This window comes from Sphingobacterium siyangense (genome assembly GCF_007830445.1).
GTDB lineage: Bacteria > Bacteroidota > Bacteroidia > Sphingobacteriales > Sphingobacteriaceae > Sphingobacterium > Sphingobacterium siyangense.
Genome location: NZ_VLKR01000037.1, coordinates 1 through 26,343, shown reverse-complemented (window position 1 = coordinate 26,343; position 26,343 = coordinate 1). Strand labels below are relative to the sequence as shown.

General features: G+C 39.9%; 22 protein-coding genes. 11 read left to right on the top strand and 11 right to left on the bottom strand.

Annotated features, from left to right (window positions below; translation table 11 throughout):
* Window positions 1–5: 5 nt before the first annotated feature.
* The 3 genes from IQ31_RS23215 to IQ31_RS23205 all read left to right on the top strand — a co-directional run bounded on the left by IQ31_RS23215 (window position 6) and on the right by IQ31_RS23205 (window position 1,968).
* Window positions 6–536: a DinB family protein gene (locus IQ31_RS23215; protein ID WP_075992208.1), complete on the top strand. Its 531-nt coding sequence runs from the start codon at window positions 6–8 to the stop codon at window positions 534–536.
* 67 nt (window positions 537–603) lie between these two features.
* Window positions 604–1,077 (top strand): PaaI family thioesterase, encoded by a 474-nt coding sequence (locus tag IQ31_RS23210; RefSeq protein ID WP_075992207.1) that lies wholly within the window; start codon window positions 604–606, stop codon window positions 1,075–1,077.
* Between the two features lie 42 nt (window positions 1,078–1,119).
* Window positions 1,120–1,968 (top strand): alpha/beta fold hydrolase, encoded by an 849-nt coding sequence (locus IQ31_RS23205; protein ID WP_145330388.1) that lies wholly within the window; start codon window positions 1,120–1,122, stop codon window positions 1,966–1,968.
* Here IQ31_RS23205 and IQ31_RS27445 read toward each other — a convergent pair.
* Complete coding sequence (locus IQ31_RS27445; protein WP_157626040.1) at window positions 1,965–2,138, bottom strand: hypothetical protein; 174 nt, start codon at window positions 2,136–2,138, stop codon at window positions 1,965–1,967. The genes IQ31_RS23205 and IQ31_RS27445 overlap by 4 nt on opposite strands.
* Window positions 2,139–2,318: 180 nt before the next feature.
* Between IQ31_RS27445 and IQ31_RS23200 the strand changes: the two genes are divergently transcribed.
* The gene (locus IQ31_RS23200) at window positions 2,319–3,461 is read left to right on the top strand and encodes a TlpA family protein disulfide reductase (RefSeq protein ID WP_075992204.1); all 1,143 of its coding nucleotides are present in this window, start codon (window positions 2,319–2,321) and stop codon (window positions 3,459–3,461) included.
* Window positions 3,462–3,810: 349 nt separating this feature from the next.
* On the opposite strand, the gene IQ31_RS23195 is transcribed toward IQ31_RS23200, so the two are convergent.
* Window positions 3,811–4,863, bottom strand: coding sequence for a DUF5694 domain-containing protein (locus IQ31_RS23195; RefSeq protein WP_088161254.1), 1,053 nt, complete (start codon window positions 4,861–4,863; stop codon window positions 3,811–3,813).
* An 851-nt stretch (window positions 4,864–5,714) separates the two neighbouring features.
* Between IQ31_RS23195 and IQ31_RS23190 the strand changes: the two genes are divergently transcribed.
* The 7 genes from IQ31_RS23190 to IQ31_RS23160 all read left to right on the top strand — a co-directional run bounded on the left by IQ31_RS23190 (window position 5,715) and on the right by IQ31_RS23160 (window position 14,616).
* A complete protein-coding gene (locus IQ31_RS23190) occupies window positions 5,715–6,110 on the top strand; it encodes a hypothetical protein (protein ID WP_088161253.1) in 396 nt (131 codons plus the stop codon).
* Window positions 6,111–6,280: 170 nt separating this feature from the next.
* Window positions 6,281–10,624, top strand: coding sequence for a CusA/CzcA family heavy metal efflux RND transporter (locus tag IQ31_RS23185; RefSeq protein ID WP_145330386.1), 4,344 nt, complete (start codon window positions 6,281–6,283; stop codon window positions 10,622–10,624).
* A gap of 2 nt (window positions 10,625–10,626) precedes the next feature.
* Complete coding sequence (locus tag IQ31_RS23180; RefSeq protein ID WP_145330384.1) at window positions 10,627–11,775, top strand: efflux RND transporter periplasmic adaptor subunit; 1,149 nt, start codon at window positions 10,627–10,629, stop codon at window positions 11,773–11,775.
* 11 nt (window positions 11,776–11,786) lie between these two features.
* Window positions 11,787–12,236 carry a thioredoxin family protein gene (locus IQ31_RS23175; RefSeq protein WP_088161250.1) on the top strand — a complete coding sequence of 150 codons (450 nt, stop codon included), beginning with the start codon at window positions 11,787–11,789 and terminating at the stop codon, window positions 12,234–12,236.
* Window positions 12,233–13,159, top strand: coding sequence for an FAD:protein FMN transferase (locus IQ31_RS23170; RefSeq protein ID WP_120333856.1), 927 nt, complete (start codon window positions 12,233–12,235; stop codon window positions 13,157–13,159). The genes IQ31_RS23175 and IQ31_RS23170 overlap by 4 nt, the downstream gene beginning before the upstream one ends.
* Complete coding sequence (locus IQ31_RS23165) at window positions 13,156–13,386, top strand: DUF4266 domain-containing protein (protein WP_198386094.1); 231 nt, start codon at window positions 13,156–13,158, stop codon at window positions 13,384–13,386. Before IQ31_RS23170 ends, IQ31_RS23165 begins: the two co-directional genes overlap by 4 nt.
* Window positions 13,387–13,416: 30 nt before the next feature.
* The gene (locus tag IQ31_RS23160; RefSeq protein WP_088161248.1) at window positions 13,417–14,616 is read left to right on the top strand and encodes a DUF3570 domain-containing protein; all 1,200 of its coding nucleotides are present in this window, start codon (window positions 13,417–13,419) and stop codon (window positions 14,614–14,616) included.
* 101 nt (window positions 14,617–14,717) lie between these two features.
* Here IQ31_RS23160 and IQ31_RS23155 read toward each other — a convergent pair whose 3' ends face one another.
* The 9 genes from IQ31_RS23155 to IQ31_RS23115 all read right to left on the bottom strand — a co-directional run bounded on the left by IQ31_RS23155 (window position 14,718) and on the right by IQ31_RS23115 (window position 25,205).
* Window positions 14,718–15,455 (bottom strand): sulfite exporter TauE/SafE family protein, encoded by a 738-nt coding sequence (locus tag IQ31_RS23155; protein ID WP_120333891.1) that lies wholly within the window; start codon window positions 15,453–15,455, stop codon window positions 14,718–14,720.
* Window positions 15,456–15,512: 57 nt separating this feature from the next.
* Entirely contained in the window at window positions 15,513–16,883 is a 1,371-nt protein-coding gene (locus tag IQ31_RS23150) for an MBL fold metallo-hydrolase RNA specificity domain-containing protein (protein ID WP_145330382.1), read from the bottom strand.
* Window positions 16,884–16,905: 22 nt separating this feature from the next.
* On the bottom strand, window positions 16,906–17,316 hold the full coding sequence (locus IQ31_RS23145) for an Hsp20/alpha crystallin family protein (protein ID WP_145330380.1): 411 nt from the start codon (window positions 17,314–17,316) through the stop codon (window positions 16,906–16,908).
* A 156-nt stretch (window positions 17,317–17,472) separates the two neighbouring features.
* Window positions 17,473–18,624 (bottom strand): FAD-dependent oxidoreductase, encoded by a 1,152-nt coding sequence (locus tag IQ31_RS23140; RefSeq protein WP_145330378.1) that lies wholly within the window; start codon window positions 18,622–18,624, stop codon window positions 17,473–17,475.
* Window positions 18,625–18,659: 35 nt separating this feature from the next.
* Window positions 18,660–19,415, bottom strand: a complete 756-nt coding sequence (locus IQ31_RS23135) for a helix-turn-helix domain-containing protein (RefSeq protein WP_145330376.1) — start codon at window positions 19,413–19,415, stop codon at window positions 18,660–18,662.
* Between the two features lie 133 nt (window positions 19,416–19,548).
* Entirely contained in the window at window positions 19,549–19,971 is a 423-nt protein-coding gene (locus IQ31_RS23130) for a nuclear transport factor 2 family protein (protein WP_244294566.1), read from the bottom strand.
* 8 nt (window positions 19,972–19,979) lie between these two features.
* Entirely contained in the window at window positions 19,980–21,173 is a 1,194-nt protein-coding gene (locus tag IQ31_RS23125) for an MFS transporter (protein ID WP_075992199.1), read from the bottom strand.
* A gap of 90 nt (window positions 21,174–21,263) precedes the next feature.
* Entirely contained in the window at window positions 21,264–22,223 is a 960-nt protein-coding gene (locus IQ31_RS23120; RefSeq protein ID WP_145330374.1) for a helix-turn-helix domain-containing protein, read from the bottom strand.
* Window positions 22,224–22,361: 138 nt separating this feature from the next.
* Window positions 22,362–25,205: a PAS domain-containing hybrid sensor histidine kinase/response regulator gene (locus tag IQ31_RS23115; RefSeq protein ID WP_158638960.1), complete on the bottom strand. Its 2,844-nt coding sequence runs from the start codon at window positions 25,203–25,205 to the stop codon at window positions 22,362–22,364.
* Between the last annotated feature and the right edge of the window lie 1,138 nt (window positions 25,206–26,343).

The window sequence follows — 26,343 nt, the reverse complement described above, 5'->3', positions numbered from 1 at the left end:
TAGTAATGAAAGAAGTAAAGCCACAATCATTTGTCAGATGGTTCGATCGACAATTTGATTCAAACACAGGCTCGGAATATTTTGACGAATTTCTAAAACTCCTTGAAGATTTTCCGGCTGTTTTAAATCAAGTGCTGAAAAGTTGTCCTACAGAAGTTTCAACCCGCAAAATGGGAGATAAATGGTCTGTCAATGAGAATATAGGACATTTAATCCTTTTAGAAGATCTATGGCGAATCCGTTTTAGAGATATAATGAAAGGAAAACCGGATATGTCCACTGCCGATTTAAGCAATACAGCAACTGATCAATCTTCTTTCAACAAAATGGTGGTTGAAGAGCTTATTAACGATCTAGTCAGCGAAAGAGAAAAAACAATTGTAATGCTTCAGAAATTGAGTGAAGAAGATTTATTGAAGACAAGTATGCATCCGAGGTTACAACAACCCATGAATATCATTGACCTGATGCATTTTGTTGCAGAGCATGATTTGCACCATTTGCACACCATCAAGTCAATAATAGGAACCATGTAAAACAATATAATTTTTTATTAAAAAAAAGACTGACTGGTTTATTTATATAAATACAATAATTCCGTATATGGCAAAACTATCAATACTAGATTACCTAAATAAATTGATAAAAAGTGAAATTACCGGCGATATGCATACGCATATGCATTACCCGACACCAATATCAAAAACATTGGGCATAAACATTATAGAGGCTGGTTTAGGTACAGCGACCGTTCAGATCAATACTACAAAAGAACTGCACAGTAACCAACAGGGAACCATTCACGGAGGACTGCTTTGCGAATTGGCTGACGCAGCCATCGGAACCGCACATTCGACTCTTATTCAGGAAGGCGAAACTTTTACATCCGTAGAATTGAAAATCAATTTTTACCGGCCAGTTTTCGAGGATATACTTACTGCCAAAGCATCGCCTTTGCATAATGGAAAAAACTTAAATCATTACCGATGCGATATTTTTCGCAGTGATGGCAAAACAGCAGCTATGGTAACGAGTACAGTCATGACTTTAAGAGGTGATAAAGCGAAAGGACGGTAATGCAGTTCTTATTATACAACAACATTATATACAGAAATATTCATGAATAAAACGGTCTTTAAAAGCCCTGAAGCAAAAAACAAAATTATCCGGGCTTACGACGATGCAATAACAAATTCGTCATTGAATTTGAAAGCCAATGTCTTGAAAACAACTTTTGGTGGCACCCATTTTTTGGAGGCAGGAAGTCAACACCAAGAAATCGTCATCTTACTGCATGGCGCGTCTTCTAATGCAACGTCATGGTTATCCGACATAGCCGAATATTCAAAACAATATAAAGTCATAGCAATAGACATTATCGGAGAGGCAGGAAAGAGTGCAGAAACCAGACCTTCTTATGAAACAATAGATTTCGCAGAATGGCTAAAAGAGATTTTCGACAGCCTCAATATCAACAAGGCAAATATAGTCGGATTATCGCAAGGAGGATGGTTGTCATTGCGATTTGCAACAAGTTATCCTGAATTAGTTGACCGGCTGATTTTGCTGACGCCTGCAGGAATAATTCCTACCAAAACAACATTTATCATAAAAGCCATCCTCTATTCCCTTTTGGGAACAACTGGACGTATCAGGATCAATAGACTGGTCTTGGGAAGCCAGCGTGTAGATAATAAGATTATTTCATTTATGGATTTAATACAAACCAATTTTAATGCGAGAATAGAAAAAGAATACATTTTTTCAGATGACGAACTCAGTCGTTTGACTATGCCAGTGTTATTCATCGGCGGAGAGCAGGATGTAATACGCTCTACCCAGAAAATTGCCAGGAGATTGCAAAATATTGTGACAGACTTTACCATAATAGTCATCCCGGAAATGGGACATGTCTTGACTGGATTGGTACCACGAATATTCCCTTTTTTAAACAAAACAAAACACTAATTAATTGCACTACTCTGATGAATACGCAAATAAACTAAAGTCATCTCAAGATTCCATTTGATAACCTGAAAATCTATATCCTTTCCGATGGATTTCGCTATCCATCGAATGGGCGGAAACTGTTGATAAAACCAACGATTGGATCGTTGAGCCATCTGTTGTTCTTTCATTTCCATTATTCCTCAGAGGAAAAATACCTTAAAGAATTGGATACAAATCAACAAGGTATACTTAATGCTTTCCTTACGATTGCAAATTCTTTAGAAGAATCTGGATAGATACATTAAAAAGAGCACTTATTATCACTATTTTTCATATTTTGTCTTTAACTTCAATTTAAACAAGAAATTATGACCAAGTTCCTATTCGTTCTCATTTTCACCTTTTTGGCAATCAGCAATAATTATGGCCAAAACATTCGTTTAAAATTTAAAGTCTATGCGGATACCTTACCAGCATATAGTTACGTATTAATTAATAATGATGTCTTTAAAACGGAAGTTAAAAGTGGAACTTGCGAGTTTGTAATAAACAAGATTCTTGATAAAGGTCATTTCAATTTTGCGCAACTAGCCCTATCAGACAGTGTATTCACAAACCGAGAGGATTTCTCCAGTTTTTTCCGTAGACACCAGATTTTCCCACCAAACTTCTTGTATTCTTTTATTATTGATTCCAATGATCTAACGATGGATATAAATATAAACACACATCAATTAAAAGTATATGGAAGCGATTTGAACAAACAATTTACTGAATTTGAAACCACAGCAAAAACGCTCGATTTAACCAATATTCCAGTTTTAGAGGAACAGATTAAAGGTGATAACAATAGAATGACCGAATTCCTGAAAATTTTTACAAAATATTCGGCAAATAAGCTCAGCGAAGAGCATCTCACATTTCTATTGGAATACCCTAGCTTATCTTTTTACAATTCTAGTACTGTATTCCAACATAAAGATTCGATTTATCAGCTCATTCAGCTGCTGAAGAAAGAAAACTCTCCATATTTTGACAGTGAACGGGTTTTAAAAAAATATCAGGATATGGTTACATTATATAAACCAAAAGAAAATGTACCTGTCCCCAATTTTACCATAATAAACTCGCGTGGAGAAAAAAAATATATCAGGGAACTTTACGATAGTACTGAATACCTAGTTATTGATTTTTGGGGTACATGGTGCGGCCCCTGTATAGCTCAGCACCCTGAGCTACAGCGCATCGTGAATGAATATAAGGATAATGGAAAATTTAAATTTTTAGGCATAGCTGTTAATGACAAATTTACAACATGGAAGCAGTATTTGGAAAAACATCCTTATACCTATGAAAACTACATTTTTGAGAACAGAGATTACCCCAACCTTCAAAAGGAATTGGGTATATATTCATTTCCACGCTATGTCATCGTTAATACAAAGGAAAACAGGGTTGTCCGATCCAATTTTAAAATTGATCAACTTCGTGACATATTAAATACGTTGTAACTATACTATGGTATCCGCCTGACGAACTATAGGTCAGTTGGTTTCTTGAAGTTGTGCACGTGAAGGTCTTTTATATTTTTAAGGTCTCTTGATGATATTTGCTTTCATATCTTCATGCTTTTATAAGTTTTCATTAACACAAATATCGATTGTAGTACTAAGATCTATTCCCTAAAACTAATAAAATAACACACTCTCCTTATCCGGCCCTTCACTGCGCGATGCTCGAAGAGTCCGCTCATGAGAGTTCTTGCGGATTAAAGAGAATACAAATTAAAATGGTGCTGCTTAAATATGGTGCTGCTCTCGTCGATTTCCTTTTCGCTATACCAGCCTATTCTTTTTTCTACTAGTCAACTTCATTGATGTTGCTCACTTTTACAGCAGGCATCGTCTTGAAAATGTCCTGCATGTACTTTCGATGATTGGCCCCAGCTAGGACTACAACTCTTTTCGCCCCTACTACCTTAGCCCTGTTGACAACATTATGGCACATGCCCTCATTTCTCATAATCCACCAATGTATTTTTGACAGCATTTCTTCTTTGGGAAATCCATTCATATTATATAGAACAGGCAAGTAAAAATCTCCCGAGGCGGAAATCTCCGCGGCCTCATCCGTATTCAACCATTCCGTTACCCTATTTGAAGACTCTTCGACATGAGCATATTTCTCAAAACCCTTGTTAATAGCTATCAAGGCTGATTTTAACTGATTTTTAGAGGAATCGGCCATATCTTTCCTGAACAAGACAAATTTCGCGTCAAATGCTCCCCACGATGCTTGCCAATTCAGATCATAGTCCTGGCAATCCATAGCCATCAGTTCCTCGATGCCTAGCTCCTGCATCATCGGGAAGGCGATATAGGCATACTCAGAAGTTTTTAGCCTTCTCATACTTCGTCCAGTGGTATCTGCCCCAGGGCTAAGCAATTTTTCGATATCATGTTCTATTTCAGCATTAGGTTGATGCCGCAGGAAATTATAAACTTGCCAAAATTGATAATGCCCATTTGCCACATCTTGATCAAGATAATAGGCATGCGCTAAATCGACTTTTACACGATAATCATTGGGTTGCTGATTGGATCGTTTCTTCAAGCTGTCAATAGTATGCTGCAGTAATACCTCTTTTATAGGTCGATTGCTCTTAAGTTTGTTTAGCCGGTTTATATTCGGTTGTTTGCACCAATAATCCATCAGCAACCGCTCGTCTTCGCTACTCAGGAACTCGCCAAAAAAGGCGTCAGGCTTAAATTTTCTAATTTTATGATGGATGCTGGAAAAATCCTGGGTAGGATATTTACTATAATCATGGGAAACACCGATTAATAAAACCTCAATATCCTGTGCTTTTGCGTTGATCGAGATTAAGAAAAATAAATAAAAGATATACTTCATATTTTGTGCCTTCTTGTTTCGTTATTGGATGTTTCCTTATTCAGCTACACACTTGGCATTACGGTTTACAAATTAGCTTACAAGCACTTATGCCATCTACAGAATTAAAAATACAAATAAATACGTATAGTTTAACCGCATCGGCCTATAATCCTTTTTTACCCGCTAACCAGTAGCCGTGTAAAAAAACATGCCATTGGTTTTTTGTTTAATGACTTTTCTAAGCAGCTGAGCCGATTTGGCGTTACCCGTCAACACGAAGTTAGCTTCTTGCCAATCCGGGGTATCGACCATTAGGAACTTGCTGATCCATTCCTCCATGCTGAACGAAAAGTTTTTTTTGGGGTAAATATCAGGCAATTTTCCAAGCCCAATAATTTTGGAACATTTTTGTTCTCTTCATCCAATTCATAAAGGAAAATAAACTGACATAAAACCTGTTTTCTCCTCTCGGTTTATACGAGTCGGCCTACCGACACTTTTATAGACTTTATATCCAGTTCTCCCATTTCTGCAGGAACGATTTTATTCGGATCTGAAATTAATTGTCCATCTTTCTTAAATTCTTCGAGTTGCCCTGAGTAACCTGCCCTTGGTATAAAAATGTCATGTTAAACGTATTTGATCGATGAAATTACGCTTTAATCCTGAAAATCCGCCATCTTCTGCGCCAAAGGGCTGACATAGCACAAAATGGAATGATCGCCAAGATAATTGAACATCAACGAAAAGACGAGAGTCGTGAAAAACAGAGAATATCAACTGTTTTTTGAAATGGAGACCAAAAAAAAATCCGCCAAAAAAAATATTTGACTATACAACGCTCATTTTTTTTAATAACTTTGTTTAGGATGAAAAAATGGTTTGCTATATGCTTTTTGACGATCTATATCGCCTCGGCTACTGAAGTTGTTCAGTTGCTGCGATTTCCGTTGTTGATAGAGCATTATTTTGAGCATAAAACAAAAAATCCGCAGTTATCTGTCATCGAATTTCTAAAGATTCACTATAATGGAGATCACCTGGAAAACCATCCACATGATGACGACTATGACGAGGATCAGAAACTCCCATTCATGATGCATACGGCTTCATACTATGCTATTTTTGTCTGCCCGCCAACTGTAGAAGTAGAAATTCACAACAGCTCCATACCAAGGAAAATTAATACTACCCCCATACGGAACGATCAGTTTATAGACGATACTTTCCTTAATTCCATCTGGCAGCCGCCAAAATTCTGTTAATACATTCCTCCTTTTATTTTTAGGATAAAGACGTCCGCAGTGAAGCAGCTTTCTTGACAGAAAGTGCCTACAATTTCTGTATAGGAATACGGAAGCATTTTTCAATGTCAATATATTATTGGTCACTCGTGTCTTTGTCAAAACTTACGATTTAACAGAATCAAATTGATATGCTTACGAAAATTATTGAGTTCTCTGTAAAGAACAAACTCATTGTCGTGCTGTTGATGTTGGCTTTGATCGGTGTAGGTGCTTATCAGGTGACGAAATTGCCTATTGATGCCGTACCCGATATTACCAATAATCAAGTGCAGGTCATTACAATAGCTCCATCCTTTGGAGCAACAGATATTGAAAGGCTCGTGACCTTTCCGATCGAACAGGCTAACAGTAATATCGCTGGATTACAGGAAATCCGTAGCTTTTCGCGATTTGGACTATCCTTGGTAACCATTGTTTTTGATGACAATATCGATATCTATTGGGCCCGGCAACAGGTAGCTGAGCGTCTGCAACAGGTACAACAGGAAATCCCGACAGGTATAGGTTCTCCACAATTAGGTCCTATTTCTACAGGTCTTGGCGAAATATATCAATATGTCGTTCGCCCGCAACAAGGATACGAGGGTACATATAATGTCACTGAGCTCCGTACTATTCAGGACTGGATTGTCAGAAGGCAGCTGCTGGGTGTTAAGGGGGTGGCTGAGGTCAGCAGTTTTGGCGGAAAACTCAAACAATATGAGATCGCTGTAAACCCCGACAGGCTAAATGCTTATGGGATTACCATTAACGACGTCTTTGATGCCCTCAATACCAACAATCAGAATACGGGTGGCGCTTACATCGAAAAAGGCCCCACAGTCCTCTACATCCGAAGTGAAGGATTGGTTGGCACGATTGAAGACATTCAGAATATAGCAATTACAGGAAAGCAAAATGACTTACCGATTTTCATTCGGGATGTAGCCGATGTACGTCCGGGTTTTGCAACGCGATATGGTGCCATGACCTACAATGACAATGGAGAGGTGGCTGGAGCCGTCGTCATGATGCTTAAAGGAGGCAACAGTAGCCAAGTGATTGCAGACGTCAAGGCCAAGGTAGAGGAAATCAGAAAAACCCTGCCCAAAGGAGTCATCATCGAGCCCTTTCTAGACCGTACCAAAATGGTCAATAATGCGATCAGCACAGTGCAGACAAATCTTTTGGAAGGCGCACTCATTGTGGTATTTGTACTAGTTCTCTTTTTGGGGAATGTACGGGCCGGATTGCTCGTGGCCTCAGTCATTCCTCTGGCCATGCTTTTTGCGATCTGTATGATGAACCTTTTTGGGGTGAGTGGTAATCTGATGAGTCTTGGTGCACTCGATTTTGGATTAATCATTGATGGTGCAGTCATTATTGTTGAATCCGTCATGCATCAGCTTATGCAACAGCAACGATTCAAAGCCCTACTCAAAGTACCTGCTTCTGAAATGGACGATTTGGTAACTGCATCAGCCGGTCGCATGATGAACAGCGCTGTCTTTGGACAGATCATTATTCTGATCGTTTACCTTCCAATCTTAACGCTACAAGGAATCGAGGGCAAAATGTTCAAACCTATGGCAGAAACTGTTGCTTTTGCGCTATTGGGTGCATTCCTTCTATCGCTCACCTATATACCGATGATGAGTTCATTTGTACTTCGTTCAAAAAGTAACAAACCCTCGCCTTCGGATAAGCTGATGAAAAGACTGGAAAAGTTTTACCTGCACACACTGCTCAAAGTACTGCGGATTCCAAAGACAATTTTTACACTGGTTATTTTACTTTTTATAGGAGCTGTACTGATACTCAGCCAGCTAGGTGGTGAATTTATTCCTTCACTGGAGGAAGGCGATTTTGCAGTAGATACCCGTGTCCTCCCAGGAAGTAACCTGACTACGACCATTGAAAGCACACAGAAAGCTGCCCATATCTTAAAGAGCAGATTTCCGGAGGTAGAAAAAGTAGTCACCAAAATTGGTAGTGGCGAGGTGCCGACCGATCCTATGCCGATGGAGGCCTCGGATATGATGGTTATTTTAAAAGATAAAAAGCAATGGACTTCGGCGCATACCTTTCCTGAACTTGCTACAAAAATGAGCGCAGCATTAGCCGATGTCCCCGGCATTACGGCCGGTTTTCAGTACCCTGTACAAATGCGGTTCAACGAGCTGATGACAGGAGCACGTCAAGACGTTGTCCTCAAAATATTTGGAGATAACCTGGATTCCCTGACCTTACATGCTCAAAAAATAGGTAAAATAATCGAACAGGTCCAGGGAACCCAAAATCTCTACATCGAACCGATTGCCGGGCTTCCGCAAGTTGTCATATCTTATAATCGCCCTAGCATTGCACAGCATCATCTCTCGATTGATGAAATAAACAGAACCATCAATGCGGCTTTTGCCGGGCAGCGAACAGGCTTGGTATTCGAGGGTGAGAAACGCTTCGACATGGTTGTACGGCTTGCTGCCAGAGACCGAAATAATATTGCTGACATCCGTAACCTTTTGATTCCTAATTCCATGGGAAACCAAATTCCACTGTCCCAATTGGCCCGTGTAGAAATTGTACAAGGACCTAATCAGATCCAACGGGAAAATGCGCAACGGCGGATTGTCGTCGGATTTAATATCAACGGTCGGGATGTAGAAAGTATCGTTCATGACCTACAAGCTAGGATTGATAAGGAAATCAAACTTCCAACAGGATACTCCATTAAATATGGCGGTTCTTTTGAAAACCTCAACAACGCCAAGCAGCGCCTGTTGATTGCAGTGCCTATTGCGTTAGCGCTAATTTTCATACTCTTATTCCTTGCATTTAAATCCGTTAGGGAAAGTTTATTGATCTATACGGCCATACCATTATCGATTATCGGTGGAGTGTTCTTATTGGCGCTGCGTGGAATGCCTTTTAGTATTAGTGCCGGGGTTGGATTTATAGCGCTATTTGGTGTCGCTGTGCTCAATGGTATCGTATTGATTTCTGAATTTAACCGGCTTCAAAAAAGTGGCATTCGTAATATTGTGCGTATTGTTGTCGATGGTGGTGAAAATCGGTTGCGCCCCGTTTTGATGACCGCATCGGTGGCCTCACTGGGATTTATCCCAATGGCGCTGAGCAATGGAGCTGGGGCTGAAGTACAGCGCCCTTTAGCAACTGTGGTCATCGGTGGTCTGCTTATCGCGACGCTATTGACCTTATTTGTGCTTCCGCTCCTTTACGTAACCATGGAGCGCGGATTTAAACCTCATAAATTAAAAGGAAAGCATATTGTGCCTCTTTTGATTGCTCTTGCTGTTTTTGCAACAAAAAATTTGACAGCACAGACAAAGATTACTTTGGATCAATCCATTGAACTCGCGCTCCAAAACAACCGAAACATAAAAATTGAAAAACTGCGTGTGGCTTATGCCAAGGCTCTAATAGGGACATCCACTGCTGATATTCCGCAGACGGATATCGGCCTAGATTACGGGCAGATCAATAGCGCTTATCAGGATACTAAGGTTAGTATCAGTCAACGTTTTGGTTTTCCTACTGTCTACAGAAGACAACGTCTGCGCTATACCGAAGAGTGGAAAAAAAGCAAGCTGAATGTCACGCTTAAAGAGTTTGAGCTGAAAAAGGCCGTCAGCCTTACCTACTATAACATACTATATTGGCAGCAAAAGGAAAAACTTTTGAGCGAGGCATTATACCTTTATAGCAGCTTCTTTGACAAGACCATCCTCCGTAAAAAGGCAGGAGAAAGCAATGCGTTGGAAAGCTCAACTGCGGCAAATCAAAAGGCCGCAATCACAATCCAATTGAGACAGGTAGCTGATGAAATAAATGTCCTTCAACTGCAATTCCAATGGTTGCTAAATACATCAGAAGCCTACATCCCTACCATTGTGGAAAAGGCTATTTTCGTTCAGTCATCGATGGCCGATCACCCTTTACTCAAAGTGCTTCAACAAGAAAAGATAGTCGCAGCGCACACAACTGCAATGGAAAAATCCCGACTACTTCCCCAATTGCTGCTAGGCTACAATCTGAATAGTTTTAAAGGCGCGGGGCCTGATAACAGAATCTACGACGCGAGTCCAAGATTTCATTCGGTGCAGTTAGGGCTCTCCATACCGTTATTTTCCAGCGGACAGCGTGCTCGGATCGAAACTGCACGTCTGGCAGAAACCATTGCAAGCGATGAGCTTCAAAATGCACAATCTGCGCTTGAAAGACGGGCCCAAGAATTCGCGCAACGCTATCAGACCAGTCTTGCTATTGTCGATCAATATGAATCCGAGGGACTCAAAAATGCAGCAATAGTTTTTGAAACAGCGCAGAAGCAATTTTCCAATGGAGCCATTGACTATCTCGAATTTGTCACTTTAATAAACCAGGCTATCGCGTTGAAAAGTAGCTATACAGATGCATTGTGGCAGCTCAATGAAAATGCCATTCAGCTTCATTACATCATGATAAATCAATAGAAATGAAAACGAAAAATATGATAGTCCAATATATCGTTCTTATGTTGGCAACAACTGGCATCTCTTGCCAGGACAATAAAGGCGAAGCTTCACTGTCATCTGCAAAGCCGAAAGACGAAACTCTTGTTTCCTTAACGGAAGCACAACTGCAAAATGCCCAAATAGAGACAGTAACGCTTTCGGACCAGCCGATAGCCAGCATATTAAAACTGAATGGAAAAATTGATGTACCGCCTCAGAATATGGTGTCTGTAAGTATTCCTTTGGGGGGATACCTAAAGAGTACCAGCCTGCTGCCAGGCATGAAAGTATCAAAAGGTGATATTATTGCCATCGTCGAAAATCCACAGTTTATCCAACTGCAGCAAGACTATCTTGCCGCCCAGTCGAAACTACAATTTGCCCAGCTCGACTACAGACGTCAAAAAGAACTCAACCAGAGTCAGGCAAGCAGTGATAAAGTAATGCAGCAAGCACAGGCTGAAATGAACAGTCAGCAGATAACAATGAATGCAATTGCCAGACAGTTAGAACTTATTCGTATTCAACCTAGTACTGTTACCCCAGGAAATATCCGTAAAAGCGCGCCCGTATACAGCACGATCGATGGCTATGTAAGTAAAGTCAATGTCAATATCGGAAAATATGTAAATCCTTCTGATGTCCTCTTTGAATTGATCAACCCAACGGACATCCATCTAAATTTGAAAGTCTATGAAAAAGACCTTGAACAGCTGCATCCAGGACAAACGCTATTAGCTTACTCCAATGCTAATCCCAATAAAAAGTACTCGGGTAAAATCCATTTGATCGGCAAGGATGTCGATCCCACAGGTATGACAGATGTCCATTGCCATTTGGATAAATATGATCCGAATCTGGTACCTGGGGTATATATGAATGCTGAAATCCAAACGACAACGAGCTTGGGACAGGCTCTGCCGGAAGAATGTATCGTAGACTTTGAAGGAAAAAGTTATGTATTCGTCTCGGAAGGAAACAGAAATTATCGTCTGACAGCAATATCCGTTGAGGAGCGCCAAAAAGGCCTAGCAAAGGTTTTGAATGTCCGAGATTTCGCAGGTAAAAAAATAGTTAGTAAAAATGCCTATACCCTATTAATGCAATTAAAAAACAGCGGGGAAGATTAAATAAAATCGTTATGAAAACATTATTAAACACGTTGGTATTAACACTCTTGTGTTATACCATTCATGCGCAGAATCGACTGAATGTCGCAAAGCAGCAGGCGATAACGCAACATAAACTTATACTGCTCAATTTTTCCGGTTCGGACTGGTGCATTCCCTGTATAAAGTTGCATAAAAACATCATTGATAGTGAGCAATTCAAACAGCTCATAAACGATCAGATCATTGTTTTTCTTAATGCCGACTTTCCAAGAAGCAAAAAAAATCAACTGCCGGTAGAACAAAAAAAAGAGAATGCGAATCTTGCAGATCAGTATAATTCTACGGGCATATTTCCTTATACGTTGTTACTGGATGCCAATGGGAAAATTTTAAAGAGTTGGGCCGGCTTACCTCCTGAAGACCCCGCCAATTTTTGTGATGAGATCAGAACAGTTTACAACCAAATAACACGGCCATGAAAAAAGAATATCGACGTGGACTTAAACTCATGGGCAATCATTTTGAGCTAACGGTGGTTGATGACAATGAGGTGAAAGCCAATGCCCATATCGATGCGGCTATCGCGGAAATACAACGGATAGAGCGATTACTGACCACTTTCAATGAAGACAGTCAAACCAACCTGATCAACCGTCATGCGGGCATCCGTCCTGTCAAAGTTGACCGGGAAATCTACGAAATTATCGAAAGGAGCTTACGAATTAGCCGCCTGACCGATGGTTATTTTGATATTTCCTACGGGAGCATTGATAAGGGCCTTTGGAATTTTGATCGCAGTATGCTATGTCTTCCTGACGCAGAAACTGTTGAACGCAATCTGAATTTAGTGAACTACAACAATATAGTACTCGATGATGAGGCAGGTACTGTATTTTTAACAAAGCAAGGCATGCGTATCGGTTTTGGCGGTATCGGGAAAGGATATGCGGCAGAAATGGGGAAAAGATTATTGCAGCAGCGGGGCGTAGATTCGGGTGTGGTAAATGCCTCTGGCGACCTTACCGTCTGGGGAAATCAGGCTAATGGAAAACCATGGACCATCGGAATTGCCAATCCGGAACGGGCAGTCCTTCCCTTTTCCTATATGAACATCACGGATACTGCTATAGCAACATCGGGCAACTATGAAAAATTCGTCATGATCGATGGTAAAAAGTACTCTCATACCATCAACCCAAAAACAGGAATGCCCATAAGTGGAATAAAGAGCGTTACGATCATCTGCCCGAATGCTGAGATAGCAGATGCTCTTGCGACACCGGTCAGCATCATGGGCGTCCAAAATGGCATTGAGCTCATCAATCAGATTCAACAGGTTGAATGTATCATCATTGATGATGAAAACCATATTTATTCATCCCATAAAATCAACTTCAAATGAAAAACAAAAGCAATAAAATATACTGGAGCCTCGCTATGATCTTACTATTGGTAATAGCCTCGTCCTGCAGTACGGTAAAGGAATACGAAAAAAATAAACTCAACGATGCTGAAATGAGATTGGGCAACCGCCATGTCGAAAAGACTGAACTCAGCTTTCAGTCTTACAGAGAAGGTTCTTCTGGCGCAAACGCCGGAAAGGTTGGCGGCGGCTGTGGTTGCAATTAAAATGACACCTGTTTTTTAATACGTTATTACATGAAAAAAGTATTTCTTAGTGTTGCGGCCCTTTTGGGCCTGCTGCACGCAAAAGCACAGGAAAGCAAACCCACGGAAAAATCGAGGAAGCTTACTTTCGAAGAGGCAAATCTTGTCTCAAGTTATTATCATCAGGACGGTAACAATTCGGCAGTAACAGGCGGTATCGGTTCAGAAAGACTAACAGATATCTCCAATAATATCGAGGTGGTTCTCTTAAAATATGACAAGAAAGACCGGAAAAATAAATTCACTTTCAATATCGGACTGGACCATTACACTTCGGCATCATCTGATATGATCGATCTCAAAGCCAATTCCTCTGCTTCACATGCCGACAATCGAATCTACCCTTCAATTTCCTGGTCTCGGGAAAATGAAAAAAAAGGATCGACACTGATGGGCGGAATATCCCTTTCCTCTGAATTCGACTATCAATCCTATGGTGCCAATATTGGTTTTGCGCAGAAAACCAAAAACAGAATGGGCGAATTTACAGCACGATTCCAAACCTACCTCGACCAAGTAAAGCTGGTCACCCCTATCGAGTTACGATCCAACACCAACCTTGGTTCAGGTGGAAGCGAACATGAGAACTATGGCTCAAGCGGCAGAAATACCTATGCGCTTTCACTGAGCTATTCACAGATTATCAACAGCAATTTTCAGGTGGAATTTTTGGCTGATGCCGTCCAGCAATCAGGTTTTTTGAGTTTGCCCTTCCATAGGGTCTACTTTATTGATGGTACAGTGCATCAGGAAGCCCTACCCGATAAACGATTTAAAATACCATTAGGTATGCGGGCAAATTATTTCTTCGGCGACCAGTTCATCATGCGTGCCTATTATCGTTATTACAGAGATGACTGGGGAATAAAGTCCAACACGGCAAGTATAGAAATGCCGATAAAGCTTTCGCCATTTGTTTCGCTAAGTCCTTTTTATCGGTATTACCGCCAGACTGCTGCCAAATATTTTGCGGCATATCAGCAACACAGCGGATTGGACGATTACTACACCAGTAACTATGATCTATCTCAATTCAGCAGCAATTTCTATGGTGCCGGCGTCCGTTTGAATCTCCCCAATGGACTTTTCGGTATCCGTAAATTGGATATGCTGGAACTGCGGTACGGACATTACAGCAAGTCAGTGGGGATGAAGTCGGATATTATTTCGCTAAATCTTAGATTTAAATAACCGTTAGGCTAACATCTTAATTCCAAAATGAGGGTGTCTTAATGGACGCCCTTTTTTAATGTTACCATTCAGAAAAGTAAAGTCAGCAATGGCTTTTCTTTTTATGATTTACCACTATAGATGTATTTATAAAGCTGAAATGCGGCAGTTATCAATATGACGATCAATATAATATACCGAAATGTTCTTTCTGATGTTTTTTGTAATATCAGTTTCCCAAGATAACTTCCTAAAATGCTTATGCCAATCAAAAATGGAATGTAAACTAGGTGTTTGCTGGTAAAATATCCATTGTTTATATATACAACTGCTCGGCTTAGATCAACACCTAGATCAATCAAGGCGGAAGTAGCGATAAAAACATCTTTTGGCAATTGAAAAGCTGCTAAGGTAATTCCCCGAATCGCTCCGCCTGTACCCGCGATCCCGGCTATGAATCCAGAAGTGACGCCACCGAGGTAGAGGTTCGAATTTGATGGTTTTAACGGCCTGTCTGACTTAAATATTAAAAATAAAGCTAGGAAGATTAAAATGATATTCATCCCCAACTCGATCTGTTGAACGGGTAAATACTTGGTGATGATAGCTCCCAATATGACAAATATAACGGCAGGAATGCCCAGCTTGATGGCAATATCCAAACGGATTCCCTTTCTGAATAATGCAATTTTTGACAAGTTGCTAAAAACATGAAATACAGCGGTAATACCCAATACTGTTTTAAAATTAAAGAACAGTGAGGCGATAGGAACAAATAAGATGGATGAACCAAAGCCGGAGACCGTCCCCAATATTTCTGCCACTAAAGCTAAACCGAAAAAAATCAGATACCTTTCCATAAAACTTGATCCTATCAATACCTTGGGATACATCAACCGATGTAAAGGAAATCTGTACTATATAATTTCAACCCGCTCATCTTTGATTAATATTTTAACTGGGAGGTTCAAATCTGTCTGGATCTTTACCCGTAGTGCCTCCAAGGCTGGAGGTTCGCCATGTACGAGCATGATTTGCTTTGGCGGTATTTTATATTTCCCAATCCATTCCATTAGCTCGGACTGATCAGCGTGTGCTGATAATCCCGTTAATTCTACAATATTAGCCCTTACAGGATAATACGAGCCGTGGATTTTCAACTCGTGCGAATGATTTAACAGTGCCCTTCCACGCGTGCCCTCTGCCTGAAAGCCTACAATAAGTATCGTATTCCGGCTGTTTCCTAGATCGTGTTTCAAATATTCAAGAACGCGACCGCCAGTCACCATTCCACTACCTGCAATAATGATTTTACTTCTTTGATCACGAATAATTTCCTGCGTATTTATATAATCTCTGTTAATTTCAACACCAGAGACAATCGAAGCCCATTCAATTTTGTCCACAGCAGTATATTCAGCATAATCGACCATGATGGTTGTCGCAGAAGCAGCCATTGGGCTATCCAATATAACTGGTAGATCGTGGGGGATTTTTTTCTGTTTCTTTAGGTGATAAATCATATAAAGAAGCTCCTGTGCTCTGCCCACGGCGAAACTTGGAATGGTAATATTCCCATGATTTTCAACTGTAAGGTTTATCCAATGCTGAAGGCTATCATTCACATTTGTATTATCATGCAATCGGTCTCCATAAGTTGACTCCATAATTAGATAATCGGCTTTGTTAAAAAAATCGTTAATAGGTAAAACCTCACTTTTGTTCCTTCCGATATCTCCCGAAAAGATAATTGTTTTATCAAAGCATGTGATGGCTACTGAACAGGCACCGATGATATGGCCGCAGGGTTTAAACTCACATTGAATGTGATCGCTCAAGTTGATCGCGGTGTTTTCCTGGACAGTATAAAAATGCTGAAAAGATCGTTCGGAATCGTCTCGCGTGTAAAGTGGCTTTGCGGGATGATGTTTGGAATAAAAGTGGTAATTCGCTTTTCTTGCGTCCTCTTCCTGTAATTTGGCACTATCGAGCAGGATCAATTTTGTGAGTTCAGCTGTAGGCTCCGTCATATAAATCTTACCTTTAAACCCATTTTTTATGAGCAGAGGTATATAACCGCAATGATCCAGATGAGCATGCGTAAGAAGCACTACATCAATGTCTTCTACAGGGACATCTAAAGGTCCCCAATTTTGCTCACGCAATATTTTAATACCCTGAAACAAACCACAATCAACCAATATCGTGAGTTCGGGAGTTTGAAGTAGATGTTTGGAGCCTGTGACTGTTCCGGCGCCGCCTAGAGATTTTAAATAAATGGTTTCCATCTTTTTAGGTTTAAAGGTACCTTCACTTCTTATTTTTGTAATGCGTTTTTTTGATAGCAATATGAAGTAGCCCGTCTTTATAATTGGCCTTTATCTGATTCAAAGCAATATTGTCCGGTAGGTTAAAGCTGCGTGTAAAAGAGCTTGTAGAAAATTCTTTTCTCAGATAATTTTCATTCTCTTCTTTTTTTTCTATACGATGTTCTGCAGTAATAACTAAATCGCCTGCCTGTACTGTTATGTTAAAATCCTTTTTTCTAAATCCTGGTGCCAGTACCTTAATTTTGTAAACACTTTTTTTTTCAATAATATTGACTGTAGGTAACAGTGTGTCCTGATGCTCGGACGATTTATCATTAGACCAAAAGCCATCTCCTTTAGGTACGAGTGAAGGTTGCTTGGCTTGGCCTTTAGGTTTTGTAATTTTCATCATAAATATATTTAATGGTTTTACTCCTAAAGTTAGGCTTATGCAAATTATTAGATCATGATTTCAGCAATATTAAAAAATGATGCTGGTCACTTTCCATATAGCTATTAAATCATATAATTTAGTGTTAATCGGATTCAATCACGTAAAAAGCGATATTTACCTCCGCTCGGTAAACATCGCTAGCAAATTATCAAGTCCGTCTTCAGCGTGCAATATTTCAGTGTTTTGCAACGTATCTTTTGTTACTGCTGCCGCCCTTGCCTGCATTTGTTTTTCGTAATTTGAAATTGCAGTCTGAATATCCGGAAAATGGTCGCATGTCAGATTCTCGGCCAATTCAAAAGCATCCTGCATCGCCTGGTTTACGCCCTCACCGGCATATGGCGGCATACGATGAGCTGCGTCACCAAGCATGGTCAAGTTTGATAATGTTGTCCAAGTCTGGTCTAACGGAAAGTGGTATTGTGGTCGCGGCATAAACCACATTTCATTACTTGCAAAAAGTTCATGCCATTTTTCGCTCCAGTAGGAGAACGCGACTTTAAACCAATCAAAAACCTGTTGCTTGTTATTAAAGTCAATGCCACTTTCCTGCGTCCAATTTTCGGGAACTTTACAACCAGTATAAAACGATAAACTGCCCTCTCCTTTTGCACTTAAAATAATGGATTGTCCGTTTCCAAGCGCAAAGACTTTTCCGCCTTTTGTTATTTCCCAAAGTTTCGGTGTGTTTTTTTCGGCCTCGTAGATATTTCCTTCAACAATTGTAACGCCAGAATAAATCGGCTTAATATCGGTTAGGTAAGGGCGAATTTTTGAGTTTGCACCGTCGGCTGCAATGACAAGGTCAGCGTAAAAAGATTTTCCGTTTTTGAAATGCAGCAGCCAGCCATGATCCTGTTTTACCATTGAAATAAACTGACTGTCCCAAACAATGGTATCTTCATGCAATGCGTTTATTAAAATATCACGCAAAGGGGCACGATCAATTTCAGGGCGATCTTCCTGATCCTTATCTTGAAGCTCGTGCTCATCCATTTTGATAATGGCCTGCTCGTCCAACACCCTTAAACGTCCCGCGTCGGGTCGAAAACTAGCTTTAAATTCGTTCATCAAATTTGCTCTTCGAAGAGCTTCCAAACCACTTTCTTCGTGCAGATCCAGTGTGGCTCCCTGCTGGCGAACTTCTTTATTGCTATCACGTTCATATACGGTTACATTTACTCCTTTTAATTGTAAGAGTTTGGCTAATGTGAGTCCGCCAGGACCACCGCCAACAACTGCAACTTTCTTGTCTTGTAATTTCATATCCAGTAAAATTTATTTTTTTTGACTGAACAAAATTACGTGGGCCTGAGCGTTGAAAATTGTATAAAACGCTCATTTTGGTTCTTCAACAGTTCTTTTGGTGAAACACCAGCAAGTTTCTTGACTTCTTTAATAAAATGGGATTGATCGGCAAAGTTTTGTTGTGGAAACAATTTGCCTTCTTTGATATGCTGAAAGGAAGCACGGAAGCGGATAATATTGCAATATGCTTTTGCCGTAAGTCCAAACTGCTGATCGAAATAACGGTTGATTTGTTGCCGACTCCAAAACGATTGCGCGGCAAGTTCTTTAATTGTAATCGCCCCGTTTGATGCATAAATGAGGTCGAACAGTGTCCGTTTCCTGTTGTCAACTTCAAGCGGCAAAAGCGACTGTATTTTATTTGTCGCTTTCGCGCAGAACGAATCAAAGTTATTCAGGTCGTTGGCACTAAAGTTCCAAAAATTGGGAGGCAAGAGAGTTGCCCTATCCACCAAGTTGACGATGTTGGTCTGAAAAACAGATTGGACTGCAAGCGGGTTAAAACTGATGGCGTAAGTCTGTCGCAAAGGCGCAATGATAGCCTTCCCCGGCTGAGTTTGGATACCCAAAAGCGTCACGTGGAAAGACTCTGTTGCAGATTGCGTGAAAAATAGATCAACTCTTCCGTCTGGCAATACTACAACTTCTCTATTACAATCCGATTGGTTTTGTAAAAGCCAAAAGCTTTCAACAAAATCCGCTAACGACTTGTCAGGTTTTATTGCCTGGTATTTTAATTCATTTTCCATTGTTTTAATCCGTTTATAAGCCATAACCTTCCCCTCAAAATTTATTACGGCACATCCGGTTAAAAGTCCCATACCTCCAATCAAAATTAAGGATTATTATATAATCAAATATGAAATAGATCAAACACTAAGCCTATTCGGATGAGGGTAGCGGCAATCCTTGTTTTTCAATGACAAATGCTTTAAGCTCTGCCATTTTTCCATCTTCGAATCGCCAAATGTCGCAATAATCGAAATGATCATATTTTCCGTCCTTATTTCTCAACCGAATTTCTCCGGTCACCATAACAAAATCACCTTCCTCAATAGATTTTTCCACATCAAAAACCGGCGGTTCCTGATAGAACTCTTTCAAATAAGCGCGAACTTCTTCTTTCCCATGGAGAATACGCTCACCTATAAAAACCCATTTCGTCTCTGCAGTACAATAAGCTAAGAAGCTTTCATAATCTCCTTTGGCAATAAATTCATTCATAAAACCACTCAGGGGAACAAGTTGTTTTAAACGATGAAATAAGATATATTCAATGCTATGACGAACTACAGAGATCAGCATTTAAGTAACTACTTCTCTTTCCTAAAAACAAATATCGCGCAAATCGCTGCCAGTAAAAGGCACCCGCCGAACACCTGGAATGCGCTTTCCAGACCGATATTGATAATCAGGCTCAGTAAAAGGCTCCCAAGGCCATAACCCGAGAAAAGAAAGAATGCAAAAAGTCCTGTCGCCGCTCCTTTTTGCGCACTGAATGTGGTGACAATAGCAGCAAACAAAGGATGCGAGAGGTCAAATCCGAGTGAAAGTAAAGCCACTAAAACACAGGATGCTGCAAGATTTAGATTTTGGCTGAGCAGCAATACGGTAAGTGCCCCCAAAAATAAACCTAAAGGTATTATTCTCTGTCTTCCATAGTGGTCCGCAAGCTTTCCGAGTAGTGGACCTAATAATAGGCCCGGAATACCATACCCCAACAAGGCTAGCCCAATCTGTAATTCGTCGAGGCCATAGTTTCTATAGAAAAAATAAGCCAGCCAGGCAAAAATACCACCATGGAACATCCCGTTAAACAAAACATAGAAATAGGTATGCCTAGCTCTTCCGCTCGACAGGATATTACAGAAGACGAGGAAAATGTTCTCCTTAACTCCACGGATCATCTCATTTGCTTTAAATATGTCCTTTTGATACATGACAATCAGCAACAAAATAAGCAGCGCGATGCTCGCGACGCCAATAAAAAGCCATTGCCAACCGACTAGCGATGTGATCAAAGCGCCTGCGCTGGATCCGAAAGCTGTGCCACCTGCCATGTTACCAAAGAATATCCCAAGCGCGTGCCCCCGTTTTTCGTACGGGTACCGATCGCTGATCCAGCTAATGGTTGTGGGGGCAATACCGGCGGCACCGATGCCGGTCAGCAAACGAAGGAAAATCATCTGGTTAATTCCATGGGCGTAAGCGGTCAGTAATGTCAATACAGAAAAGATGACTAGGCACAGCGTAATTATCCGGAACCTGCCAAAGCGATCACTTAGAGGCGCATATACCAATGTAAACAATCCATAGCCGAGCAGGTAAGATGGTTCAATAAAACTCACATGCCGGGTAGTCGTACCAAACTGTTCGGATAGCAGTGGAAGCAATGGCGCGACCATGAATCCCTGAAAAAAAACAATGAAAGTTGCCAAAGAAAGAATATAAACCGGGAACATAGATACGTCTGTGGCCGTTCTGTCATTTGTAATTAATTTGTACATTTCTATTATTTGTTAAATGATACAAATTTCAAGAATGTTCGCCGCAGAAGACTTATACGGATTGAGGCGATAATTGGACTTTTTATCGATTTAAATAGTAAGTGGACTTTTCATAAGTTGCAAAGCGTCTTGACGGTATGCTGTAGGAGTTAGACCCGTCATCTTTTTAAAAAACCGGTTAAAATAATTTGCTTCATTAAATTGTAATAGATCAGCTATTTCTGACACCTGCAGATCGGTGTGTGTTAAAAGACTTTTTGCTTCCAGCACTAGCTTTTCATTAATATGAAACAACGCCGTGCGCCCGGTATATTTTTTTACTAAAAAATTCAAATGGCTAGCTGTGAGATTCAGTTCATCTGCGATTTTTCGAACCGTTGGCCTTCCTTCTTTTCGTATATCGGGGGCGTCAATAGCATAAGCATCGAGCACTTTTCTAAACTTGACCATCAGGGAGGCCTGTTTTAACTGAAAAGGAGTTTTTACCTCCTTATCTTTATAATACAGACGACGGATTTGGATAAGCAATACCTTTAATAAAGTTTGCATCATTTCAAAATTATCCTCCTGTCCCGATTTCATTTCAAGAAGCAGCGTTTCGGCTGTATGCGATACCTTGTCCATATCTTGCTGCGAAAGCCTCAGAAGTGAATTGGCCCCACGCATAAAAAATGGGTAATCTTTTTCAAATTTGGGTTTTAGAGGGTCTATTCCAGCAAATTCGGACGTAAAACAAATGAGATAGCCATAAATCGTTTCCTCACGCTGCCAGCTTTCCATTTTACCGGGATATGCGAAGTAAATACTGTTAGCTGAAGTATAGATGGTTTCGTCAGGAAGCAGGAATCTGGGCCCCTGTGTCTTGCAGATTAAAATACGAAAAAAATTACCTCGGAAAAGCGGCATGAAAAGCAATTTGCCTTTTGCCTGGTCTTCAATCCGCATGACGTTAAATAAATCATTCACAGCTGTGCCAATCCTAAAAGTATCGAAAAATTGACTAATGGTATCGAGCCATGGAATTAAAGCCTGTGTCTTTTTGTTTTTCATGCATTAAAGAAATCTATCAAATTTAGCCAATAGCGCGCTATAAAATAAAGGAATTATCAACTTTGACTTAGCGACAAGTTTAAACCTCGTTAACCCGAATAGCCATTATTGACTAAATCATATACAAGTCTTTCATACCTAGTTATTGCTGTCATTTATCAACCATTTTTTCAAAAGCTCCAGCAATGTTTCTTTAACAAAAGGCTTCACAGCAAAATCATCCATTCCACACGAAATGCACCTTTCCTTTTCGTCCTTAATATTACTGGCTGTCAATGCTATAATTGGCGTATGTATCCTCCCCTCTTCATTTCTTCTAATCAATCCAGTTAACTCATAACCATTCATTTCAGGCATCTGTATATCCATGAAGACCAAATCAGGCCTATTCTCCTTGAACAATTCAAATCCCATTACCCCATCGACCGCCTCTATGATTTCCACATTGGGAAGAACATTCTGTACAATGGTTCTAGTAAGCAACATATTAAATTTGTTGTCTTCAATAATTAAAATCTTGTATTTTCTTTCCAAAAAGGCCGTTTCTTTTTCGGCATATTTGATCGTTTCTTCATCCTGCTGTAATGCAGCAACTAATGTTGAATACAGTTGATCTACTTTAACTGGTTTATTAATACAATGAATAATATGGCTGCTTTCAGCAATACGGGCTGGGTTGGTCTCAAGGACGGATAACATTAAAACTACGGGCTGTCCAACTCCTTTGTAGAGTGACTTTTCCCTAATTTTTTTTATCGTATCGATACCGTTCATTATAGGTAGATCATTATCAATAATAATCGCATCATACCGCTCACCTTTGGACAACATTTGAAGAACTTCAAATCCGTTATCGGCCAACGAGACATTAACTTTCTTCAAATACAACATCAATGCAATATTAGCTCGATCGGCATCTTGTCGGGCAACTATCATAACCTTTAAGGATTCTAAAAGTTTCCATTCATACACATCCCCCTTTTGCGACCTTAATGTAATTTCAAAATAAAATTGGCTCCCTTTCCCATATTCGCTTTCCAATTTTAGTTTACTATCCATCATTTTTAGCAATTGATTTGAAATACTAAGTCCAAGCCCTGTTCCGCCAAATCTCTTGCTTATTGAAGCATCTTCTTGAGAAAATGCTTCAAATATTTTTTGCTGTTTATCTGGTTTAATACCTATTCCGCTGTCCGTTACACTGAAGCGCAGCGTGGTGGAGTTTTCGTCCGAGGATAGTACATCGACATGTAGTGCAACACTTCCCTTGTCCGTAAATTTTATTGCATTACTTAAAAGATTCATGATCACCTGTTTGAGTCGAAGTGAGTCAACCCAAACATAATGCGGTAGCGATTCTGATAAATTTACCCGAAAATCCAATTTCTTGGCCTTCCACTGAAAGTCAATCAAACTTGTAACCTGAGCAAACATCTCATACAAATCATTTTTTTCAATCGAAAGCTCCAATTTGCCGGCTTCAATTTTAGAAAAATCAAGTATATCGTTTATGATGCTCAAAAGAAGATTAGCAGACTGATCGACAATAGAAACATATTCTTTTTGTGTATCGTCTAGTTTTGTTCGACTCATCAAATCCGTAAAACCTATAATTCCGTTAAGAGGTGTACGAATTTCATGACTCATATTAGCGAGAAACTCTGACTTCGCCACGCTACCCTGGTCAGCAAGCTTTTTAGCTTTCTCTAATTCTTCTCTTTGAAGAACAATCTTCGTGATGTCTGTGGCAATGCCAAGATAACCTATAATCTGACCAGAAATATCGCGCATTGCAGTGACTGCTAGAGATACGTAAAGTCGCGTAAAATCTTTTTTTATATAAGTCCATTCTCTTTGCTCGGATCCGTAGCGCTCTGCCATCTCGACAAACACCCTAAATTCACTAATCGGATACCCAAATTTACTTTCAAGTTCCTTCGCTCGATCTTTAACTTCCCTACTGCTATGAAATAATGTCGGCGTAATTTTACCGATCACTTCATCACCTTTATACCCTAATAAATTTTCTGCGCCCCGGTTGAAAAGGGTTATCAACCCTTCTGCGTCAGTTGCAATGATAGCGACTGCAGTAGTGGCATTCAACACATCTTCGAGCATTTTCTTAGAACGAATCGATTCCGCCTCAGAACGTTTACGTTTATCGATATCCTGAAAAGTGCCATATAGTCGAACGCACTTCCCTTTTTCAAAAGTTGCTTTCCCTAGTGCTCTAACCCACAAGCTTGTACCCTGATAGGTATCAATTTCTAATTCAAGATCCCATGAAGCTCCTGTAGCGATTGCACTATTGATAGCCTGAACAATTTTAATCCTATGTTGAGGATCTTTGTAAAACTCAATTGCTGTTTTAATAGTTGGACGATAATCCTTTGGAACCCCATGAATAATCTTCGTCATTTCAGACCAATCGATATAATCATCAACTAAATCATACTCCCAGCTCCCCACTCTGGCCACCTGACTGGTCATGTCTAGTGTAGATTTCGCATATTCCAATTTACTAGTTAACTGGAGGTGCTGGTTTTTCTCTTGAAGTAAGCCAAGAACTTCTGTGCACAATAATGAAAGAAGAGTCCGTTGATTATCAGAAAGCTTGTTTGAGCTACTATCCATAACGCTTAAAAAACCAACTATTTTTCCTTCGTGATTGATGAGTGGTGCTTCATAATAATACAGTATTCCAAAATTCTGGAAAATCACTGAATTGCGCTGCGAAGGAAGTTCATTGCTAAGGTCTGGAAACTCTAGCGTGCCGTTGTCATCAAATACATAGTCCAAAAATACTTTATCGATACTTATATTTCCATCGACATCATGAAAATAGGTCCGCACAAAATTTTGACTGTTGTCGAATAAAGTCAACACCGCCATTTCCGTATTACAAATCAATTTCGCTTTAAGGAGCACTCCAAAAAGATCTTTCTTAATCATGTCAGCGACTAACTTATAATCATTATCCATGATGAGGTGGTCACTGTTATCGTTTTTAGGGTACCTTTGATTCTGCATAAGGTTGTAATATGCTATAGAAATTTAAAGTTTATAACAAAACAACAATTTTATTTGAATAGTTTTTTAATAAAAAAAGAATTAATTCAAATTAAAATATTTTGGAGAACTAGGCATACGCGGAATCATGCGTCATCTGTTCCCTTATATTCCATTACATCAAAGACTTTGATCTGCTCCGCATACATATCAACCGTTGGCTAAAGCCGGGCGGCAGTTTTGTGTTTTCTGTTGAGTATCCGATATTCACTACTAGACCCGACCAAGACTGAATCTACGATGCAGCCGCAAACAAGTTGTACTGGCCCGTAGACCATTACTTTGGAGAAGCAAGGCGGGAAACACACTTTTTACAAAACAATGTAATAAAATAACATAGGACACTTACCACATACCTTACAACCCTGCTGGCCCATAACTTTGCGATCAACTTAGTTACTGGACCACAGCCTAACATGGAGATGGTTAACCATGTTGCCTGAATGGCAGACGAACTCAAAAGCCCTATGATACTGATTGTGTCGGCACAAAAAAGGCCGGAATAAACCAGCCCTGATATATATAGTTATGATCCCAATAATGGGATAGTCGGTTTCAAAAAAATGCTGGCCTAACAAGTGCAAATCAAGCCAGCAAAAGCAATCTTCTCATTTTTCGTATAAGAAACAATTGTAATGTCTTACTCGTTTGAAAAAAATAAAAAAACCTTGAGGAGGGGATCTCAAGGTTTTTACTACCTGTTATTAACCTAATTTATGAAAGTACTCTTATAACAATGGTTAGTTCGCCTTCGTTTGATCTTTTTATAAAAAAGTTGAGTTCGTATTCCCTGCTTCACAATTATTTTATTTAAATGAGAGCTTATTCAAAATGGTATTGTCTAAGACCAACTTAACCTATAAAAAAGAAAAAGGCCACTTAGACAGTATCCAAGTGACCTTAAAATCTTATATTGTAATCTGTTTTATTTTCCTTTAGCCTTCTCTGCCTCGATCTGCTTTACAAACTCTACAGTGACGTCCGCTAATTCGGCTATCTCCGATATCGAAAACTTATTCGAAGACAAAAGATTTTTTATTACTTCCGCCTT

Bases quoted from the DNA above. Each gene is read 5' to 3' on its own strand.
- IQ31_RS23215 (WP_075992208.1), top strand. From the start codon at position 6: ATGAAAGAAGTAAAGCCACAATCATTTGTCAGATGGTTCGATCGACAA.
- IQ31_RS23210 (WP_075992207.1), top strand. From the start codon at position 604: ATGGCAAAACTATCAATACTAGATTACCTAAATAAATTGATAAAAAGT.
- IQ31_RS23205 (WP_145330388.1), top strand. From the start codon at position 1,120: ATGAATAAAACGGTCTTTAAAAGCCCTGAAGCAAAAAACAAAATTATC.
- IQ31_RS27445 (WP_157626040.1), bottom strand. From the start codon at position 2,138: ATGAAAGAACAACAGATGGCTCAACGATCCAATCGTTGGTTTTATCAA.
- IQ31_RS23200 (WP_075992204.1), top strand. From the start codon at position 2,319: ATGACCAAGTTCCTATTCGTTCTCATTTTCACCTTTTTGGCAATCAGC.
- IQ31_RS23195 (WP_088161254.1), bottom strand. From the start codon at position 4,863: ATGAAGTATATCTTTTATTTATTTTTCTTAATCTCGATCAACGCAAAA.
- IQ31_RS23190 (WP_088161253.1), top strand. From the start codon at position 5,715: ATGAAAAAATGGTTTGCTATATGCTTTTTGACGATCTATATCGCCTCG.
- IQ31_RS23185 (WP_145330386.1), top strand. From the start codon at position 6,281: ATGCTTACGAAAATTATTGAGTTCTCTGTAAAGAACAAACTCATTGTC.
- IQ31_RS23180 (WP_145330384.1), top strand. From the start codon at position 10,627: ATGAAAACGAAAAATATGATAGTCCAATATATCGTTCTTATGTTGGCA.
- IQ31_RS23175 (WP_088161250.1), top strand. From the start codon at position 11,787: ATGAAAACATTATTAAACACGTTGGTATTAACACTCTTGTGTTATACC.
- IQ31_RS23170 (WP_120333856.1), top strand. From the start codon at position 12,233: ATGAAAAAAGAATATCGACGTGGACTTAAACTCATGGGCAATCATTTT.
- IQ31_RS23165 (WP_198386094.1), top strand. From the start codon at position 13,156: ATGAAAAACAAAAGCAATAAAATATACTGGAGCCTCGCTATGATCTTA.
- IQ31_RS23160 (WP_088161248.1), top strand. From the start codon at position 13,417: ATGAAAAAAGTATTTCTTAGTGTTGCGGCCCTTTTGGGCCTGCTGCAC.
- IQ31_RS23155 (WP_120333891.1), bottom strand. From the start codon at position 15,455: ATGGAAAGGTATCTGATTTTTTTCGGTTTAGCTTTAGTGGCAGAAATA.
- IQ31_RS23150 (WP_145330382.1), bottom strand. From the start codon at position 16,883: ATGGAAACCATTTATTTAAAATCTCTAGGCGGCGCCGGAACAGTCACA.
- IQ31_RS23145 (WP_145330380.1), bottom strand. From the start codon at position 17,316: ATGATGAAAATTACAAAACCTAAAGGCCAAGCCAAGCAACCTTCACTC.
- IQ31_RS23140 (WP_145330378.1), bottom strand. From the start codon at position 18,624: ATGAAATTACAAGACAAGAAAGTTGCAGTTGTTGGCGGTGGTCCTGGC.
- IQ31_RS23135 (WP_145330376.1), bottom strand. From the start codon at position 19,415: ATGGAAAATGAATTAAAATACCAGGCAATAAAACCTGACAAGTCGTTA.
- IQ31_RS23130 (WP_244294566.1), bottom strand. From the start codon at position 19,971: ATGCTGATCTCTGTAGTTCGTCATAGCATTGAATATATCTTATTTCAT.
- IQ31_RS23125 (WP_075992199.1), bottom strand. From the start codon at position 21,173: ATGTACAAATTAATTACAAATGACAGAACGGCCACAGACGTATCTATG.
- IQ31_RS23120 (WP_145330374.1), bottom strand. From the start codon at position 22,223: ATGAAAAACAAAAAGACACAGGCTTTAATTCCATGGCTCGATACCATT.
- IQ31_RS23115 (WP_158638960.1), bottom strand. From the start codon at position 25,205: ATGGATAATGATTATAAGTTAGTCGCTGACATGATTAAGAAAGATCTT.